We start from the raw sequence: 18,361 nt of genomic DNA, 5'->3' as shown, positions 1-18,361 counted from the left end.
CATGGCCGCATTCGACGCGCCTGCTCATGACAGACCGTGGAAGCGGCCCGGATCGGTTCGCTACATGATGCAGCGGCTGCGCGGCTTTGTGCGTTCTCCCGCAATCGTTTACCCGCCGGCGCCCGGTGCCGTGGTGGTCGACGAGGACGTGGCGGCGACGGCTCGCGACGGAACCGTGCTGCGCGCCAATGTCTACCGGCCGCCGGGTGCGGGCCCGTTCCCGGTGCTGTTGTGCGCACATCCGTACGGCAAGGACAAGCTGCCCACCAAGAAACGGGGCCGCGGCTACTCTGTGCCGTTTCAGTACCGCGTGTTGCGCCAACCGTCGCGTGTGCAGTTTTCCAGCCTGACCACCTGGGAGGCGCCGGATCCGGTGTGGTGGGCCTCCCACGGCTTCGCAGTGGTGAACTGCGACCTGCGCGGCGCGGGCCGATCCGAGGGCGTGGGCTCGCTGCTCTCCGATCAGGAAGGAGAGGACGTCTACGACCTCATCGAGTGGGCAGCATCGCAGCCCTGGAGCACCGGGGCGGTCGGCATGATCGGGGTGTCCTACCTTGCCATCTCACAATGGAAGGCCGCCGCGCTGCGACCGCCGCACCTGAAGGCGATCGTTCCGTGGGAGGGATTCACCGACGCATACCGCGACCTGGCGCGCCCCGGTGGAATCAAGGAGATCGGCTTCATCAAAATCTGGAGCCGCGGCCTGAAGGGCGTCCGGTTGAAATATCAACTGGGCGAAAAGAATGCGAATCGGCCACTGCGCGACGAGTTCTGGCGATCGCTGGTTCCTGATCTGTCCAAGATCGAGGTGCCTGCGCTGATCTGCGGCAGCTTCTCCGACAACCTTCTGCATAGCCGCGGATCGGTCCGCGGCTTCGAGCAGATCAAGTCGGCCGAGAAGCACCTGTATACCCATCGCGGCGGCAAGTGGACGACGTTTTATTCCGAGTCCGCCCTGGGCACGCAACTGGCATTCCTGGACCGTCATCTGCGCGGTGGGACCGATGCGCCGCTGCCTCGGGTGCGCTTGGAGGTTCGCGAGGACCGCGACCGCGTCGTCACCGTTCGTGACGAAACCAGCTGGCCGCTGGAATCCACCGAATGGACGCCGCTGCATCTGACCGAGGCCGGCCTGTCGAGCGCCCCGTCGGAACAGCAAGGCTCGATTACATTCGACACCCGTTCCGGCGGGGCACGTTTCGGCTGGACCGTAACCGCCGACACCGAGATCACCGGCCCGATGGCACTACGGCTATTCGTCGAAGCAGACGACGGCGACGACATTGACCTGTTCGTCGGTGTCGAAAAGTGGCGCGGGACCGAGTATGTGCCGTTCGAGGGCTCCTACGGCTTCGGTCGCGACCGGATCACCTGCGGCTGGTTGAGGACGTCCATGCGGACACTCGACGAAGCTGCTTCCCGCCCCTTCGAGCCGGTGCCTGCCCTCGATGCACGACGCCCGCTGCAGCCGGGAGAGGTTGTGCCAGTCGACATCCCACTTGGACCGTCAGCGACGTTGTTTCGGGCCGGCGAGCAACTTCGGCTTGTCGTCGCGGGTCGGTGGCTATGGCCGCGCAATCCGCTCACCGGGCAATTCCCCGCGGCCTATGAGCTTGGGCCGCGCACCAGATGCGCCCTGCATTGGGGCCCGCAGCGCGACGCCCGCTTGCTCATTCCGGTGATCCGCTGAGGATCGCAGATGACCTGATTGATCAAGAACGCGCTCATGTTCTGTCTATGCTGTCGTCCATACGGTAAAGGGGCACAGACATGAAAAAAGAAGACATGATCCTGATCAGCGTTGATGATCACGTCGTCGAGCCACCGGGCATGTTCAAGAACCACCTGCCGAAGAAATATCTGGATGAGGCGCCGCGGCTGGTGCACAACCCCGACGGCAGCGATACCTGGCAGTTCCGCGATGTGGTGATCCCCAACGTCGCCCTGAACTCAGTGGCCGGCCGCCCGAAAGAGGAGTACGGCCTCGAACCGCAAGGGCTGGATGAGATCCGGCCGGGCTGTTACAACGTCGACGAGCGGATCAAGGACATGAACGCCGGGGGCATGCTGGGGTCGATCTCCTTCCCGACCTTCCCGGGCTTCGCGGGTCGCCTATTTGTGACAGAGGATCCAGCGTTTTCATTGGCGTTGTTGCAGGCCTACAACGATTGGCATGTCGAGGAGTGGTGTGGGGCCTATCCGGCGCGGTTCATCCCGATGTGTTTGCCGGTGATCTGGGATGCCGAGGCCTGCGCCAAGGAAGTCCGCAGGAATGCCAACCGCGGGGTGCATGCGTTGACCTTCACCGAAAACCCGGCCGCCATGGGGTATCCGAGCTTCCATGACGAGTATTGGACGCCGTTGTGGGAAGCCCTGGTGGACACCGAAACGGTGATGAATGTGCACATCGGGTCCTCAGGCCGGTTGGCGATCACGGCCCCGGATGCGCCGATGGATGTGATGATCACTCTGCAGCCGATGAACATCGTGCAGGCCGCCGCCGATCTGCTGTGGTCCAAGCCGATCAAGAAGTATCCGGATCTCAAGATCGCGCTGGCCGAGGGTGGCACGGGATGGATTCCGTATTTCTTGGAGCGCGCTGATCGTACATTTGAGATGCATTCGACGTGGACGGGTCAGGACTTCAACGGCAAAAAGCCCTCCGAGGTGTTCCGTGAACACTTCCTGACGTGTTTTATCTCCGATCAGGTTGGGGTCGCGCTGCGCAACGAGATCGGTATCGACAACATCTGCTGGGAAGCCGACTACCCGCATTCCGACAGCATGTGGCCGGGTGCCCCCGAGCAGCTGCACGAGGTGCTGACCCGCAACAATGTGCCCGACGATGAGGTCAACAAGATGACGTTCGAGAACGCGATGCGGTGGTATCACTTCGACCCGTTCACCCACATCAACCGTGAACAGGCCACCGTGGGTGCCCTCCGCAAAGCCGCCGAAGGCCACGATGTCTCCATCCACTCGATGTCCCATCATGCGAAAGACTCAAGCCTTGGAGCATCGGCGTTGCAGGCGCAACTGGACCGGTCTAACGTGCGCTAACCAGGGGCCGGCACGCCAATGGAGACGCCATCCCGACCTTGAAATTGCCTCTGCTGCAGCCCGTTAGGGGAATTCGTACGGAATCGATCATCGCTACTCTGCGTACAGCCCGCAGCGTTCGACAAGGATCTCCGCTAGTCTTCTGGGCTTGCTGACCATTAGCGTGTGACAGGTGTCGATCGGAATGACCGTCTGCACACCGCCGATGGCCTCGATGCTGCGGCGCTGAGACCTCAGCGAAAGAGCGCGATCGCGCAGGGTAAGGATCCAGGTGCGCGGAACATCGTTCGGCATGCCTTTCCGGGATACGTTCTCGGTGAGAATGCTCGTAGAATCCGCGCAGAGCTTGCGGGCTATGAATTGGCGTTGGGCACGGGTCATTCCGTTGAAGAATCCGAACCTAGCCAGCGCGGCGGGCATCCCCCCAACTTCGCCTTTCTGGGCTCCGCGCCGCGCGAGCCGCGCGAACGGTCCCGTCAGCGTGTCTACGAGGGTCTTGCCCTCGGGGGGGACGAATGCTGTCGCGAGGATTAGCTCGCGCACTCTGGTAGATCCGAGTTTGGTGAGGACGCCCGGTACGGTGAGCCCGGCCATCGAATGACCGACGAGAACAATTTCGTCCAGCCCGGCCTCCTCGATGTCGCCGACCACGGAATCCACGAAGTCGGCGATGGTCATCTTCAGCAGGTCACCCGGCTTGCCACGCCGGCCGGGCAGATCGACCGCAAGCACTTTCAGGTCCGGCGCCTGGCGATGGATTTCCTCGACTGTGGGTTCCCAGCAGTCGGCGGCATGGCCACCGCCGTGTACCAGAACCAACGTCGGCAGTGCCATCGCGGACCCCTCAAGCGCCTTGAGCGCAGAACCGCAGCCTTATCACGCTGGGTGTCAGACGGCGCGGTCGATCTGGTCGGGGGAGTACTCGATGGCGGGAGCGGAGTCGCCGTAGATATCAAGGGTGTGAATGAAGCGGTGTAACCCCATGGCCGACGCGCAAGTGAAGCCCAGTTCGACGATTTGGGCTGCCGTGAAGTGCTCGCCGAGACGCTTGTAGAAGGCGTCATCAATCGCGTGGTGATCGGCTGAGAGCAGATCGATGAACTCGATGGCGATCTGCTCCTGCGGCGTCAGCGTGCCGTGGCCCGGGGCGAGCAGACACGCGACGTCCTCGTCGGTGATCGAGTCGTGCTTGCGCGATTGACTGCAGGGCTCGCATTCGCCGAGTTGCGCGCTGCGGATGCGAATGAGCTCCAACAGTCGGCCGCCCAGTAGCGAGTCGGCGCCCAGATATTTGCGCGCCATATTCACCTGGGCGAGTTGGGCGCTGCGATAGGCAAAGATCTGCAGCGGCACCGGCGTGGCGTAGAGCCCGTCGGCTACACCGCCCTCGACTATTTCGCGAGACTGTTCGCTGAGCTGATCCATGGGGATCGGTGCGATGCGTGGCATAGCTTGACAGTATCGCCGTCCGGGCCATTTCCGGCGGCGGTTGTCCAATTGGTGGCGGGCCGATGATGGAGGGAGGCGGCGCAGGTGTCCCGACTGGTCGGCAAGGTGGCAATTGTGACCGGTGGCGCCGGTGGTATCGGCGGGGCGACGGCGCAGGCGCTGGCAAGCAACGGCGCCTCGGTTGCTGTCGTCGACGTCGACGAGGCCAAGGCGGCCGACGTCGCGGCGGAGGTCATCGCGTCGGGAGGCGAGGCGATCGCCCTCGGCGGTGACCTATCGGTGGAAGCTGATGCGGCGGCGGCAGTGCAGTCCACGCTCGCGCGCTTTGGCCGGCTGGACATTCTGCACAACAACGCTGCCCTGACGGCTTCGGATTTTCTGTCCCGCGACACCACAGTGACCGAAATGGCCCTCGAGGTATGGGAGCGCTCGGTGGCTGTGAACCTCAGCTCCCAAATGCTGATGTGCAAGCACGCCATCCCCGCAATGGTTCGTGCCGGTGGAGGTTCGATCATCAACATGTCGTCGGGCGCGGCGCTGTCGGCTGACAGTACCCGCGTCGCCTACGCCGTCGCCAAGGCCGGTGTCAACACACTGACCATGTACGTTGCGACCAGTCACGGCAAGCAGGGTGTTCGGGCGAATACCGTTGTGCCGGGCCTGATCCTAACCGACGCCGTCAAAGCGCATCTCGGGCAGGATACGTTGACGGGCCTGGCGAAAGCCACGTTGACGCCTTATGTAGGACGGCCCGCGGACATTGCAGACCTCGTGGTGTTTCTGGCATCGGATCAATCGCGTTACATCACCGGTCAGATGATCCGCATCGACGGTGGTATGTCGGCCCACGTCGCGGCCAGGACTGACCGTTAGCGCGTTGGGCCGAGAACGTACTCACGTGTATCCGGGTGGTGGTACCAGCCGCACGACGCCTGGGTTCCGCCGTCGACGTGGATGGTCTGGCCGGTGATGTAGCTGGACATATCGGAAGCCAGAAAGACTGCGGCGCTGGCCATTTCATCGACATGGCCCGCCCGGCCCATCGGCACAACGAAGCCGAACTGTTGGCCGGCACCCGGGCCTGCGATCGCAGCGATGCCCTCGGTGAGCGTGATATCGGGTGCCAGGGCGTTGACCCGGATGCCGTGGGGAGCCAGCTCCAGGGCGGCAGTCTTGGTGTAGTTGATGACGCCGGCCTTGGCGGCCGCGTAAGTCGCGAATCCCGGTGCGGCCCTGATGCCTTCGATCGAGCTCACGCTGATTATGCTCCCCGACAGGTTCTGCTCGACGATTCCGCGCGCTACCCGCTGTGTGCACAGATAGATGTGGCGCAAGTTGGCCCTGTACAGGGCGTCCCAGCCATTCTCGCTGGTTTCGAGGATGGAGGAGTGGAACACCCCGCCGGCGTTGTTCACCAGGATGGTCACCGGTCCGAGTTCGGCAACAGTACGCGCCAGCGCGGCGTCGACCTGTGCGCTGTCGCGGACATCGGTGGTGATCCCCAGTGCGCCTATCTGTGCTGCCGCGGCGGCACACGACTCGGGATTGCGCTCCCAGATTGCGACCGAGGCGCCGAACGCTTTGAGACCTGCCGCAACACCGCGCCCGATGCCCGCGCCGCCGCCGGTGACCACCGCAACACGGTCAGTCAGCAGGATCTTCGAAGGGTCGATAGACATGGAGCAACCCTAGAACACGCGCAGCTGACGTGTTACTTTCTTTACGTCAGATGTAGCGAATGTAAAGGGTGGCCTATCGTGCCCAGCAGCATCCTCGTGACCGGCGCCACCGGCCAGACCGGGTCCAACGTCTGCCAACAGCTGGTTGAGCGCGGCGATCACGTGCGCGCGCTGGTGCGCAACCCTGACGAGGCCGCCGCATTGGCCGAGATCGGCGTCGAGATCGTCAAGGGTGACGTCTCCGATGCCGACGATGTCCTACGCGCGGCTACCGGAGCCGACGCCGCGATTCACTGCGCGGCGCTGCTTGGGGGCGCAAGCCAAGACTTAAGCGACTTCAAGGCCGTCAACACGATTGGCACGACGAACGTCCTGGATGCGGCCCAGAAGCTGGGTTTGCGTAGGGTGGTCGCGCTGAGCACGTCCACGTTCTTCAATCTGCGCACGGACGCGCCTTTCGAGGAGGCGCCGGTCCTCGACAATCCCCCAGGCGACCCCTACACGGTCACCAAACTGGCCGCATTTACCGAGGCGCGCAAGCGCGCCGAGGCGGGCGAGGATGTGCTGACCTGTCATCCGGGTGCCATCTTCGGTCCTGGTCTGGTCGTCGAGCGTGCCTTGCACCGAACCAGCTTCAACCGTGTGCTGTTGGCCGGGATGCGAGGACGGATCAAGCGGTATCTGGCTTTCCCGGTGACGTGGGTGGCGGGCGCAGACGTCGCAGCGGGATCGATCGCAGCCCTCGACCGAGGGGTGGCGGGCGAGCGTTACTTGCTGATCGGCCGGCCCGAGGACACCTTCAGCACCGCTGCCGGCATCAATCGCGCGTGTGAGATAGCCGGGATCGACCACCGCGTGGAGGACCTCGACTATCGCTCCGATCCGCAGGCATTGACCGCCGAATTCGGTCCGACGTTAATGGCGATCGCCGAAGCCGCGGCCAAGGACGTGCGTAGGCCCAGACCGGACGACAACCTGACGAGTCGGCGGCTCAACTACCAGCCGATGTCCTTCGACGACGGGCTGCGCTTGCTCATTGACTGGCTGCGCAAAGTCGGTCGGCTCCAATGAGCCGACGCGGCGCGCCGGTTCACCGCCAGCGGCGGTCGGCGAGAGACTCTGGGCACACAGCGACCGCAGTCGTGAGCTCGTCCCGATCACCGCAATCCCCGTCGGATCGCAGTGATGCGGCCGAACGAATACTCACCGCAGCGCGGCGGCTGGTGCTCCAGCAGGGCGCCCGCAGATTGTCCTTGACGGACGTCGCCACGCTTGCAGGTGTTTCGCGGCCTACCCTTTACCGCTACTTCCCGTCTAAGGAAGACTTACTCACTGCCTTGGGGAAGCTCGAATACCGCCGGCTCAATCTGGCCATGGAAAAGGCCATCTCGGGTCTATCGGGCCTGCGGCGGCTCGAGGCGGCAGTCGATGTCGTGGCGACATTCCTTCGCGAACAGCCGCCCCGCAGCCTGGTCGACATCGATCCTGGATTCGTCAACGATGAAATGGCGCATGTGCTGCCGATGGTGACCGACGTGTTGGCGGCCGTTCTCACCCAATGCGGCGATGAGGCAGACATCGTCTTTCCCGTTGCCCCGCGTGACATGGCGGGTGCCATCGCGCGAATAGCGCTGAGCCACTACATCTTTCCTGATGTCGATGCTGACGCCGCACGCCGTCAGATCCGTGCCGGAGCAGGACTACCCGCTCGGTAGTCGGCGGCTCGCGCGTCAGCCGCCCGCTAAGAACGCCGCGACCGCTGCGGCCTCGCGCCGGCCTTGCGCACGTCCGGCTCTAGCCGAGGCGATGCGGCAACGCGGATCCAACGGGTTTGATCCGAATGCCGCCAGCGACTGGTGGTCCGCGAAAACACCATGTGCCGCACCACGAAACGCGGCGATCTCCGCGGCGGGTCCGGGCCCGAACGACGACGGCGCCGAAACGCCCGCGGGCACCAACACCACGGCGACGTCGCAGTCGTCGGCGACGTCCAGGTTGATCGTGCTGCCGATCCCGCCGTCCATGTAGCGCCGCTGCCCGATCGTCACCGGCGGCCATGCCCCCGGCACCGCGCAGCTGGCGGCCACCGCGTCGACCAGGTGGACACCCGAGGCGGAATCGAACACCACCAGTTCCCCGGTCGCGACATCGATTGCGGTGACCCGGATTACCCGTTCCGGCCAGTCATGCTCGGGTAGCCGATGGGCGATCACCTGGCGGCGGACCGGTTCGGCGACGGTTTCGGTTGCCAGCGCGACCGCCCCGATGCGCTGCCTCTTCTGCGGCACGTTGGTGTCCGGTTCCGACATTGCGGCCAGGAAAAGCTCCGTGATGGCCTCGATGTCGACGCCGGGATCGATTTCGGCGGAGCGTTCGTCGACCTGCCGGGCGAACAGCTCGTCGAGGGTACGGCCGCTGCCGATCTGCGCCGCCACCGCCGAGCCGGCCGACGTCCCCACCAGGATGTCGGACTCGAGCAATGCCCGCGCGGCACCGGGCGATTCGTCCGCGATGCCGAGCAGAACTCCTGTCTCCCAAGCGATCCCGGCCACACCGCCGCCGCCGAGCACCAGTGCGCGTTTGGCCGTCACGCGCTTTGGGTGTGCTGGGCGGCCTGAGCGGCGGCGCTCAAATCCTCACGGCGCAGCTGATGCCGGGGCGGATCCGGCAGCACCACGTCGCACTTGATCTGCAACCCGGCGTCGACATGAACCAGCTCTCCTGGCGCCAGCAGGCGCCATCGTGGGTCATCGTCCATCGGTTCACTGGCGAACACCACCGAAGGCCGAGAGCGCAGGTGGTCGGAGTCGGCCCGAATGCGTTCGGTGCGCAAACTGAATGTGCTGTCCGGCGGGGTCTCGCGGCGGTCCGAGACATACAGTTCGTGTGCTTCCGGGTAGCGCAGCGCCCACATGTCGGTGGCCGTGCTCAGCAGCACGTTGACCGCATAGATCGGCACATTCGCGGCCAGCCATCGCATCGCGTCGACCAGACCCGCCCCGACATCACCGCCGCTCGCGCGGATCGAGGCGGTGATCAACGCGAACACCCGCTCTGAATCGGTCTGTCCCAACACCAAATCCGCGGTTCCGACCGCACTCAGCCGCTCGTCGAGCGCATCCAGACCTTCCAGCACGCCGTTGTGCGCGAAGATCCGGTCGTCCTGAAGGAACGGATGGGTGTTGACCACGTCATGCGATCCCGCGGTCGCGTAGCGCACATGCGCGATGAACGTGGTGCCGGTCAGGTCGTGCGCTTCCGTGGCGAAGTCGGTGTCCTGCCACGCCGCGATCGGCTGCTTGCGCACCTGCGGGCGGCCCTGGGCGTCGAACACACCCAGACCGGTTCCGTCCGGGTTTCGTCTGCTCTGCGCAGCGAGATTGTCCGGTGCGTCCAGCAGCCAGAACGTCGCGGTGACAACGTCGGTCCCGGCGTGCAGCCCGAAGAGTCGGCACATGGCCTTCGAGGTTAGCGACTCCCAGCCAGTTGCTTCGACAACTCCTCCAGTGACCGCCGCGCGTAGCCCTTCCACAGCCGGCCCAGCACCGGCACCAGCGGTGCCGCCAGCGCCGAGCGGGCGTGGATGGTCCAGCGCCAGGTGACGGTGGTTCCGGCGCCCGCCGCAGTGAAGATCCACTCGCCCTCGACCAGACGGACCAGCGGGGACATCGGGCCGGTGATGTCGGTCAGGGTGTAGCCGAACGACCGTGGTGGGTCCACACTGGTCAGCTCCTCGCGCATGCTGCCCCCGCCGGCCAACAGCACAGTGCGCGTCTGCCCGACGGAACTCCAGTCGCCGGTTTGGCCGCGCACCTCCTTGATCGGCGGGATCGGCCCGTAGCGATGACGGAACAGCGTGGGGAGGGGTATCGGCATCGTGCCTGCGAAGGCGTCGTCGACAGAAACGGGGATTGCCCGCGACTGCTCCACAGTCAGCGGCCTGCCCATCAGCGGCGTGCCAATCCGGGCGCCGCCCGCCCAGTGATCAGCGGTAGATCGAAGAAGCTCTGGATACCTGCCGGGGCCGCGCATGTCGCCGGCACCGCGTTCACGCAATGCGCCGCGGTCGCGACGACGCCGGGGTTGCTCTTCAGGCCGGCCTCCACGCTCTCCGGCTGCCAGCCCTTGACCGTGACGAAAGTGTCCGGGTTTCCGCGGACCTCGATTTCGTATCGCTCCCCTGCAGGCCCGAAAGACCAAGGCGGGTCGAGGTTTTCCTGGCCCACGAGCCAGTTCACCGTGATCCGGACCACCGGCGTATCGCCGACCAGCGCCTCCCAGTGGAAGCGGCGTCCGGCCACCTGCCCGGGCTCGATCACGCCGATCGGCGAGTCGATGGGTGCGGTGGCGACGGCCACTTCTTGCGATGAGCGGATGTGGGGATCGGCGGCGAAGCCCAACCGGTCGACGCACAATCGGGCCGACTGGATGAAGCCACTGTCGAGCATTTTCTGCATCGGCCCGGTCAACGCGCTGTCGGGCGTCCCCCCGAAGCCCATCACGTGGCGCAATACGTTCGGAGCGTCGTAGGTCCGCAAATCCGAAAACTCTTCGCAGCGAACGAAAGTCACGCCGGTGGACATCACCGAGAGCATCAGCGGGAACAGCTCACTGACGGCACCGGGTGCGATGCCGACGCCGTGCAGCGTCGCATTACCGGCCTGCGCGGCCACTTCCAGCGGGGCAGCCGACCGTTCGCTGGGGTACACCCAACCAACCGGCGTGACGACATTTTTGCCGGAGCGCAGCAGCGCGGCCACCTCGTCCACATTGGCCATCAGCGGCGCATAGATCACCGCGTCGGCATCCAGCGCGAGGATGTCGTCGAGGCTGTTGGTCGCCTTCACTCCCAGCGGCGGCATGCCGACGATGTCGCCGACGTCCTTGCCGCTCTTGGCCTCCGAATGCACCCAGCATCCGGCGAGTTCGAGCTCGGGATGCTCGAGCACTCCCTTGATCGCGGCCACCCCCACCGACCCGGTTGCCCATTGCACAACCCGCAAGCTCATGTCACTCCTTCCGCGTGATCTGCGCGCTCAGTCTCGTACCTCGGTGACCTGGTAGCCGTCCTCGGCGTAGCGGGATCGGATGGTCTTCTTGTCGTACTTGCCGACGCTGGTGCGTGGGATCTCATCGACGAACGTCCACCGCTCCGGCAGCCACCAGCGAACTACCTTGTCGGCCAGATACTTTCGCAAATCCTCGGCGCTGACGGATGCGCCCTCTTTGACGACGACGGCGGCCAGCGGGCGTTCCTGCCACCGTTCGTCGGGAACCCCGACCACGGCCGCCTCGACCACGTCGGGGTGGGCGATCAGGCAATTCTCCAATTCGACCGAGGAGATCCACTCCCCGCCGGATTTGATGACGTCCTTGGACCGATCGGTCAGCGTGATGAAGCCACGTTCGTCGATGCGGCCGACGTCGCCGGTGCGCAGCCAACCGGATTGGAAGCTGGACTCGTCGTGCCCGCGGTAGTACGAGCCGGTGATCCACGGCCCGCGCACTTCCAGCTCGCCGACGGCTTCGCCGTCGTTGGGCAGCACGTTGCCCTCGTCGTCGACGATGCGGGCTTCCACGCCGCACACCGGTTGGCCCTGGGTGCCGCGCAGCGGCCAATGCTGGTCGTCGGGCGTGCCCGGTGGCGGCCAGGCCATGGTGGCCATCGGCGAGGTTTCGGTCATCCCCCACAGCTGCCGGATTTGCACGCCGTGTCGCTCTTCGAAATCGCGCATCAACGACACCGGGACCGCGGAGCCGCCGCAGGCCACCAGCCGCAAGGACGAGATGTCGTGATCGGGGTCCTTCTCGAGGTGATGCATGACGTCGTTCCAGATCGTCGGAACCGCACCGGCCACCGTGGGCCGCAACGTCTCGATCATGTCGATCAGCGACGGAGCATCCAGGTGGCGGTCCGGCAACACGAGGTCCGCGCCGGCCATCAACGCCGCATACGGCAGACCCCAGGCGTTGGCGTGGAACATCGGCACGATCGGCAGCACGCAATCGCTGGACCCGACCCCGATGCCGTTTGCCGTACACGCCGCCATGGTGTGCAGGTAACTCGAACGGTGGCTGTAGACAACGCCTTTCGGGTTGCCCGTCGTGCCGCTGGTGTAGCACATCGCAGCTGCGGAGTTCTCGTCGATCCGCGGCCAGTCGAATTCGGGTGACTCGCCGGCCAAAACGTCGGCATAGCGCAGCACCGTCTTGCCCGATTCCTCCAGCGGCGCGGTTTCGCCGTCGCCGACCGCGATCACGGTGTGCAAGGTGTCGAGCTTGGCCAGTATCGGCCCCAGCAGTTTGGCCAGCGACAGGTCGACCAGTACGACCTGGTCTTCGGCTTCGTTGGCGACATAGACGACCTGCTCGGCGAAGAGCCGGATGTTGAGGGTGTGCAGCACCGCGCCCATCGCCGGGACCGCCAGATAGGCCGTCAGGTGTTCGGTGTTGTTCCACATGAAGGTGGCGACCCGCTGGTCGCCGGTGACGCCGAGGCGGCGCAACGCGTTCGCCAGCTGTGCGGCGTGTTGACCAACTTCGGCGTAGGTGGAGGTGCGGTAATCATCACCGGTCGCGGTCGTGACACGCCGTGCGCCATGTACACCCGAGGCGTGTCGCAGGATGGCGGTGATCGTCAGCGGCAACTGCTGCATTGTGCTGTACATCGACGTACAGCTTATGATCCGCGGCTGGGCGGTGCCCGGGGTTCGGTTAGGTCATGGCCGACTCGAGCGCCGGCAGGTCGGGGAGGGCCCAATGGTGCGGAGCGGTGGGCTCGTCGTACGACGTGATCGCGAGCACCGTGACCGAGCCGGCGTAGTCGCTGATGTAAAGGCGACTTCCATCCGGGCTTTCGACCACACAGGACGGCTGCGAACCGACCGCGACGCTCGCGATGACGTTGGCCGTCAATGTGTCCAGCACCATGACACTTTCGTCGCTGACCAGATACCCGCGCTCACCATCGCGGCTCAGTGCCAATTGCGTGAGGCAGCCGGTGATCTCGCCGACCTTGTGGGTGCTGGCGACCATGCCGGTACGGGTGTCGACGACGTCGAGCACTGCCGAAAAGTCGGCGGCACAGCTGGCGACGTACGCGGTGGCACCATCCGGGCTGACCGCGACATCCCTGATCGGCGAACTGATCTGAATCGTGCTCAGCACTTGCTTTTGGTGTGCATCGATCACCAGAAGCTCCGCCATAGATGGCCCGTTGATCCCGACGTACAGCCGGTTGCCGTCGGGGCTGACGCGCACACATTCGGTGGTGGTTCCCGGTGCGGCCGCGATAGCGATCGCATCCTCTCGGCCGGTCTTGGTGTCGAGCACCGCGACGTCGGCGCCGTTGACCGCATTGCGGCTGGCATACAGGTGCCTACCGTTCGGGCTTACCGCCAAGTCGGTCACGGCATGCGCCACCGGATACACCGCCTCGACGCGGTCGGTGTTCAGGTCCAAAGCCACGATCGAGTCATACGCGGTCGACGTGGTGCTGATGTAGCCGCGACGGGTGTGCGCCAGGGCGACGGCGAACGGCTCGCCGGCCTCAAGGACACTGCGCACCTGCGGGCGGTCACCGCTGGCGATCACCGAGACACGATCGTTTTGATAATGCGTGGCCATCAGCCGCCCGCCGTCGGAGCTAATCGCGATGGCGCTGATCGCGCCCTGCCCAACGGCGATTTCGGCAACCACCGAGAAATCCCCGGTGGCGGCTCCCACGCCGTTCACATAGCTAACATCGCTCACAGTGGCACCAGCCTTACTCGTTCGTCCGGGGTGGGCGGACGTCGACCCGCGGGCGGTCAAACACTGCCGCAATTCGGCGGACCCGGAGTCGTGGGACGCGACGCCCGGTGACGCCGCCTTTCCGGCCGAGTCTAGCGGGAGAATTTGCACCGAAAGTGCGCGATTTGACTGCTGTGGCGCAAGTAAGCTCGCGAGCTCAGAAAATACTTAAGGAGCAATTTTCACAGACCTGTCTTGCGGCCATACAGCGAACGCGTTAGACCGATATCCCAGGCGGCTTGCCGATATCAGCTAAGCCGCCGACATCATGAGCGCCGGCTAGCATAAATAAGGATTTCTTAGCCTTAGCGACAAAAAGAGGCCCAAATCACATCGGGCACGCCTCAGGCCCGCCATGCGCGGGACGGACCCTGGTCGAGCGCAGCAGGGCCAACCGACCACGGCGTCGCCGTCACCTAGCACGTCGGATTGCCCGCGACGTGACGGTAAACCATAATCAAGCCTTCGCCCCGAAGGAGCCTTGCCGCAGTGAACGACGATGGGGACGGCGATGTTGTCCGCCGCCAGTACGAACGCTGGGTATACCCCCGCCCTATCGAAGACCTCGAGGCATGGAGCGCCGGTCACTGGGAATGGTTCGACCCTTCGCATGCTCACCGAATCCTATGGCCGGACCGGGAATACAAACCTGACCTGGATATCCTGATCGCGGGTTGTGGCACCAATCAGGCCGCAGTTTTTGCGTTCATGAACCGTGCGGCCAAAGTAGTGGCGGTCGATATCAGTGAGTCGTCGCTGGGCCATCAGCGGCACCTGAAAGACAAGCACGGACTGCAGAACTTGGAGTTGCGTTCGCTTCCGATCGAAGAGCTGCCGTCGCTGGGACTCGACTTCGACCTGGTCGTATCGACCGGCGTTCTGCATCACATGGCAGATCCGCTGGCTGGCATGAAAGCACTGGCAGGATGCGTGCGACCCGATGGCGTTGTAGCCGTGATGCTCTATGCGAAGTACGGCCGAATCGGAGTCGAACTGCTGGAATCGGTGTTTCGGGACTTGGGCCTGGGGGACGACGATAAATCGGTGCAAATAATCAAAGACACGATCTCGGCGCTACCGCCGGATCATCCCGCCCAAAGCTATCTCAAAATAGCGCGGGATTTGCAATCCGATGCCGCCCTGGTGGATACGTTTCTGCCCGCGCGCACGCGTGACTATACCGTCGATGAATGCATCGATCTGGTCACCTCGGCCGGACTCGTGTTTCAGGGGTGGTTCCACAAGACGCCGTATTACCCCCACGATTTGTTTGCACCGGCGAACGAGTTCTATCCGGCCGTAAATGCGTTGCCGGAGAACAAGGTCTGGTCGGTGATGGAACGTGTCCAGACATTGAACGGTTGCCATTTTTTCATGTCGTGCCGTCCCGAGCGTCCGAAAGAGAGCTACACAATTGATTTCTCGACGGATGAGTCTCTCGACTACGTGCCGATGATGCGCACCCGCTGCGGTGTCTCCGGCGCCGAGATTTTTTGGCCGGGTGCGCGCATGGCTCTCAGTCCGGCCCAGCTACCTTTTGTGCAGAACATCGATGGCCGTCGCACGATCCGGCAGATCGCCGAGCGCGTAGCGCAGGATAGCGAAACATCCCCCGCCGCCACTGCTGACCTCGAGCACTTCGCGCGCAAGCTGTTCCAGTCGCTGTGGCGTCTCGATTTTCTTGCGATCGCCTTGAGCCCCCGGTAGTCCGGCGGTCGCGAGCTTAACGAGGATTTAACGTGCCCCCAGTCGGACTCGAACCGACACTTGGCGGATTTTAAGTCCGCTGCCTCTGCCGATTGGGCTATGGGGGCTTTCGATGAATCTAGCGCGTCGGCGCCGGAGGAGGCCGAGCGCCCGAAGCGCATGAGATGTGTTAAAAGTTTGCCCGCGGACGTTAAGAAGCCATTAACCCGCTACCCCCTAAGCCTCTGGATAAGCCAAGGTGGAGCCGTGGATCCGTTGCCAGACACCAGCACTGATCACCGTGGCCGACCCCTCTTACCGGGTCGGCCGATTTCCACCAGGAGACATACATGTTCGTGAAAACACTGCCCGAGGCGCTAGCTGCAGCCGCGGCCCAGCTGGAGGGTATCGGCAACTCGTTTTCCGCGGAAAGCGCGGCCGCCGCAGCCCCGACTACAACGATTCTTCCCGCAGCCTCCGACGAGGTGTCGGCCCTGCAGGCGGGTGTGTTCTCTACCTACGGCCAGCTCTACCAAACGGTGAGCGCCCAAGCGCAGGCCATTCACCAGCAATTTGTGAACCTGCTCGCGACCAGCAGCGGCTCCTACGGAGAAACCGAGGTGGCCAACCAGGTCGCGGCCGCCTCGACTCCGGTGTCGGGCCTCGGATCGCTGTTCGGGGCGTCATCGTCGGCGACTTCGGCCGCGGCTCCTGCTGCGGCCTCACCGATAGATGACCTGACAAACCTGATCAACGGCATCACCGGCGCGCTCAGTGCCTCGCCGCTGAACAGCAACATCGCGAACCTGCTCAACATTCAGGCCGGAAACTGGGCGTCGGCGGGCTCGGACCTTATCGGTATGGCCGGCGGCGGTCTGCTGACGGCGCTCCCCGAATCGGCCGCCGGCGACCTTGGCGGCCTGGCAGCCGGACTGGACGGGACGGTCGCTCCGGCGGCCGGTGGCCTCGGCGCAGTCGGCGGCGGGGCACCGGTTCTGGCCGGGCTCGGCCAGGCGGCGTCAGTCGGCGGCCTTTCGGTGCCGCCCAGCTGGGCCGGAGTCCCCGGTGCGAGCACACCCGTGACCCTGGCGGGTCAGAGCTGGACCGTGCCCGCAGCGCAGACCAGCGGGGTGACGGCCATGCCCGCCGGCATGCCGTCAGTTGCCTCGGCTGGTCGCGGAGGCATGGGCTTCGGAGCCCCGCGTTATGGCGTCAAGCCAAAGGTGATGCCGGCGATGCCGAAGCCGACGGTCACCTAGGAACTAGTCGGGCGATTAGAGAAACGGGGTCTAAGAAATGTTCTTCGATTTCGCAGCGCGACCGCCGGAGGTCAACTCCGCATTGATGTACGCCGGTGCCGGGGCGGGGCCGATGATGGCCGCCGCATCGGCGTTCAGCAGCCTGAGCGCGGAACTGAGCACGAACGCGGCTTCCTATGAGGCGGTGATCTCCCAGCTCAGCGGCTCGGAGTGGCTCGGGCCGTCCTCGGCGGCGATGGCCGCCGCGGCACAGCCCTACATCGCTTGGCTGAACACCACCTCCGGGCAGCTGCAGCAGGCGGCCTCCCAGGCCATGGCCTCTGCGGGGGCCTATGAGACCGCGTTCATGGCGACGGTGCCGCCACCGGTGATCGCGGAGAACCGGGCTGAGTTGGCGGTCCTCGTCGCAACGAACATCCTGGGACAGAACACGCCGGCGATCGCCGCCAACTGGGCTCGCTACTTCGAGATGTGGGCGCAAGACGCGTCCGCCCTGTTTGCCTACGCCGCGTCCTCGTCGGCCGCCGCAATGCTGTCACCGTTGACGCCGCCGGTGCAGAACACCAACCCGGCCGGGGCGGGACTACAAGCTGCGGCCGTCACCAACGCCGCCAGCAGCAACGCGGCCACGTCGGGGCTGACCGGGCTGCTCGGCAACCTGCAGGGCGGGCTGAGTGCGCTGGCCAGCCCGGCGGCCAGCAGCGGCGGACTCAGCGGCCTCATGGACGCTATCCAGGGCTTCTTCGGTGTCCCGATGGTGGCGAACACCATCAACGGCGTTGATGTCACAGCTGCCTGGTGCACGATGATGACGATCTCGGCCATGGCAACCCTCGGCCACTTCATGGCCAACGCGCCGGCAGGCGTCACGATCAGCGACGTCACCCCACTCGGCGCCGGTTTGGGCATGGGCATGACCCTGGCGGGTTCGACGGGACCGGCGGTCGGCGGCTTTGGTGGGGCACCGGTGTTGGCCAGTTTGGGCGCCTCGTCCTCGGTCGGCGGCCTGTCAGTGCCGGCCAGTTGGTCCGCGGCAACGCCGGCGGGCACCGGCGCCACCCTGGCCGGCTCGGGCTGGACCGCTGCGGCTGAGGAGAGCGAGGTCGCAGCCGTGCCGGCCGGTATGCCGGCGATGGCCTCGGCCGGACGCGGCGGCTATGGCTTTGGAGCGCCGCGCTACGGCGTCAAACCCACCGTGATGCCCAAGCAGGTTCTCGTGTGATGGGAAGGGGAAGAGAACATGTCACGCATTAGAAGCCAGCCGTTCATCGGCACGTCGTAACCTGACGCTAAGCCGACGACACCGTATTCGAGACTTCGAGTTAGTTAGGAGAAACCAATGACCACACGCTTTATGACCGACCCGCACGAGATGCGGGCGATGGCGGGCCGTTTTGATGTGCACGCCCAGACGGTGGAGGACGAGGCCCGCAAGAT

At 64.9% G+C, this 18,361-nt stretch carries 17 protein-coding genes, 1 tRNA gene and 1 pseudogene; 9 read left to right on the top strand and 10 right to left on the bottom strand.

Annotated elements, in window-relative coordinates; translation table 11 throughout:
* Position 1: 1 nt before the first annotated feature.
* Together AWC06_RS00850 and AWC06_RS00845 are read left to right on the top strand one after the other, a co-directional pair.
* Complete coding sequence (locus AWC06_RS00850; RefSeq protein ID WP_085193462.1) at positions 2-1,690, top strand: CocE/NonD family hydrolase; 1,689 nt, start codon at positions 2-4, stop codon at positions 1,688-1,690.
* Positions 1,691-1,770: 80 nt separating this feature from the next.
* Complete coding sequence (locus tag AWC06_RS00845; RefSeq protein WP_085193460.1) at positions 1,771-3,060, top strand: amidohydrolase family protein; 1,290 nt, start codon at positions 1,771-1,773, stop codon at positions 3,058-3,060.
* Positions 3,061-3,153: 93 nt separating this feature from the next.
* On the opposite strand, the gene AWC06_RS00840 is transcribed toward AWC06_RS00845, so the two are convergent.
* Together AWC06_RS00840 and AWC06_RS00835 are read right to left on the bottom strand one after the other, a co-directional pair.
* A complete protein-coding gene (locus tag AWC06_RS00840) occupies positions 3,154-3,894 on the bottom strand; it encodes an alpha/beta fold hydrolase (RefSeq protein ID WP_085193458.1) in 741 nt (246 codons plus the stop codon).
* A gap of 54 nt (positions 3,895-3,948) precedes the next feature.
* Positions 3,949-4,509 carry a carboxymuconolactone decarboxylase family protein gene (locus AWC06_RS00835; protein WP_085193456.1) on the bottom strand — a complete coding sequence of 187 codons (561 nt, stop codon included), beginning with the start codon at positions 4,507-4,509 and terminating at the stop codon, positions 3,949-3,951.
* An 84-nt stretch (positions 4,510-4,593) separates the two neighbouring features.
* On the opposite strand from AWC06_RS00835, the gene AWC06_RS00830 reads away from it, so the two are divergent.
* Positions 4,594-5,382, top strand: a complete 789-nt coding sequence (locus AWC06_RS00830) for an SDR family NAD(P)-dependent oxidoreductase (protein ID WP_085193454.1) — start codon at positions 4,594-4,596, stop codon at positions 5,380-5,382.
* Here AWC06_RS00830 and AWC06_RS00825 read toward each other — a convergent pair.
* Positions 5,379-6,188: an SDR family NAD(P)-dependent oxidoreductase gene (locus AWC06_RS00825; protein ID WP_085193452.1), complete on the bottom strand. Its 810-nt coding sequence runs from the start codon at positions 6,186-6,188 to the stop codon at positions 5,379-5,381. The two genes, AWC06_RS00830 and AWC06_RS00825, sit on opposite strands and share 4 nt — an antisense overlap.
* 78 nt (positions 6,189-6,266) lie before the next feature.
* Here AWC06_RS00825 and AWC06_RS00820 point away from each other — a divergent pair, with 78 nt between their 5' ends.
* A complete protein-coding gene (locus AWC06_RS00820; RefSeq protein ID WP_085193450.1) occupies positions 6,267-7,259 on the top strand; it encodes an NAD-dependent epimerase/dehydratase family protein in 993 nt (330 codons plus the stop codon).
* 71 nt (positions 7,260-7,330) lie between these two features.
* Positions 7,331-7,903 (top strand): TetR/AcrR family transcriptional regulator, encoded by a 573-nt coding sequence (locus AWC06_RS00815; protein ID WP_227370943.1) that lies wholly within the window; start codon positions 7,331-7,333, stop codon positions 7,901-7,903.
* 15 nt (positions 7,904-7,918) lie between these two features.
* Here AWC06_RS00815 and AWC06_RS00810 read toward each other — a convergent pair whose 3' ends face one another.
* Genes AWC06_RS00810 through AWC06_RS00785 form a run of 6 tightly spaced genes read right to left on the bottom strand, consistent with a single transcriptional unit; the run spans position 7,919 to position 13,940 of the window.
* The gene (locus AWC06_RS00810) at positions 7,919-8,779 is read right to left on the bottom strand and encodes a patatin-like phospholipase family protein (RefSeq protein ID WP_085193446.1); all 861 of its coding nucleotides are present in this window, start codon (positions 8,777-8,779) and stop codon (positions 7,919-7,921) included.
* Entirely contained in the window at positions 8,776-9,645 is an 870-nt protein-coding gene (locus AWC06_RS00805) for a class II glutamine amidotransferase (protein ID WP_085193444.1), read from the bottom strand. Before AWC06_RS00805 ends, AWC06_RS00810 begins: the two co-directional genes overlap by 4 nt.
* 11 nt (positions 9,646-9,656) lie before the next feature.
* Positions 9,657-10,136, bottom strand: a complete 480-nt coding sequence (locus tag AWC06_RS00800; RefSeq protein WP_085193442.1) for an SRPBCC family protein — start codon at positions 10,134-10,136, stop codon at positions 9,657-9,659.
* On the bottom strand, positions 10,136-11,197 hold the full coding sequence (locus AWC06_RS00795) for an NAD(P)H-dependent amine dehydrogenase family protein (protein ID WP_085193440.1): 1,062 nt from the start codon (positions 11,195-11,197) through the stop codon (positions 10,136-10,138). The genes AWC06_RS00800 and AWC06_RS00795 overlap by 1 nt, the downstream gene beginning before the upstream one ends.
* A gap of 27 nt (positions 11,198-11,224) precedes the next feature.
* Complete coding sequence (locus tag AWC06_RS00790; protein WP_085193438.1) at positions 11,225-12,856, bottom strand: long-chain fatty acid--CoA ligase; 1,632 nt, start codon at positions 12,854-12,856, stop codon at positions 11,225-11,227.
* 46 nt (positions 12,857-12,902) lie between these two features.
* Entirely contained in the window at positions 12,903-13,940 is a 1,038-nt protein-coding gene (locus tag AWC06_RS00785; RefSeq protein ID WP_139819838.1) for a YncE family protein, read from the bottom strand.
* 528 nt (positions 13,941-14,468) lie between these two features.
* Between AWC06_RS00785 and AWC06_RS00780 the strand changes: the two genes are divergently transcribed.
* Positions 14,469-15,686: a class I SAM-dependent methyltransferase gene (locus AWC06_RS00780; protein WP_085193434.1), complete on the top strand. Its 1,218-nt coding sequence runs from the start codon at positions 14,469-14,471 to the stop codon at positions 15,684-15,686.
* 33 nt (positions 15,687-15,719) lie between these two features.
* Here the strand turns inward: AWC06_RS00780 and AWC06_RS00775 are convergent.
* Positions 15,720-15,793 (bottom strand) — tRNA-Leu (locus AWC06_RS00775).
* Between the two features lie 222 nt (positions 15,794-16,015).
* On the opposite strand from AWC06_RS00775, the gene AWC06_RS00770 reads away from it, so the two are divergent.
* The 3 genes and pseudogenes from AWC06_RS00770 to AWC06_RS00760 form a co-directional block, all read left to right on the top strand.
* Positions 16,016-16,924, top strand: coding sequence for a PPE family protein, SVP subgroup (locus AWC06_RS00770; protein WP_085193432.1), 909 nt, complete (start codon positions 16,016-16,018; stop codon positions 16,922-16,924).
* Between the two features lie 37 nt (positions 16,925-16,961).
* A complete protein-coding gene (locus AWC06_RS00765; RefSeq protein WP_085193430.1) occupies positions 16,962-18,146 on the top strand; it encodes a PPE family protein in 1,185 nt (394 codons plus the stop codon).
* A 117-nt stretch (positions 18,147-18,263) separates the two neighbouring features.
* Positions 18,264-18,361 (top strand): annotated as a pseudogene (locus AWC06_RS00760) (WXG100 family type VII secretion target); the annotation flags it as partial.

Source organism: Mycobacterium fragae (assembly GCF_002102185.1).
GTDB lineage: Bacteria > Actinomycetota > Actinomycetes > Mycobacteriales > Mycobacteriaceae > Mycobacterium > Mycobacterium fragae.
Note: the sequence above shows the minus strand (reverse complement) of the source record. Positions and strands in the feature narration are given on the sequence as shown.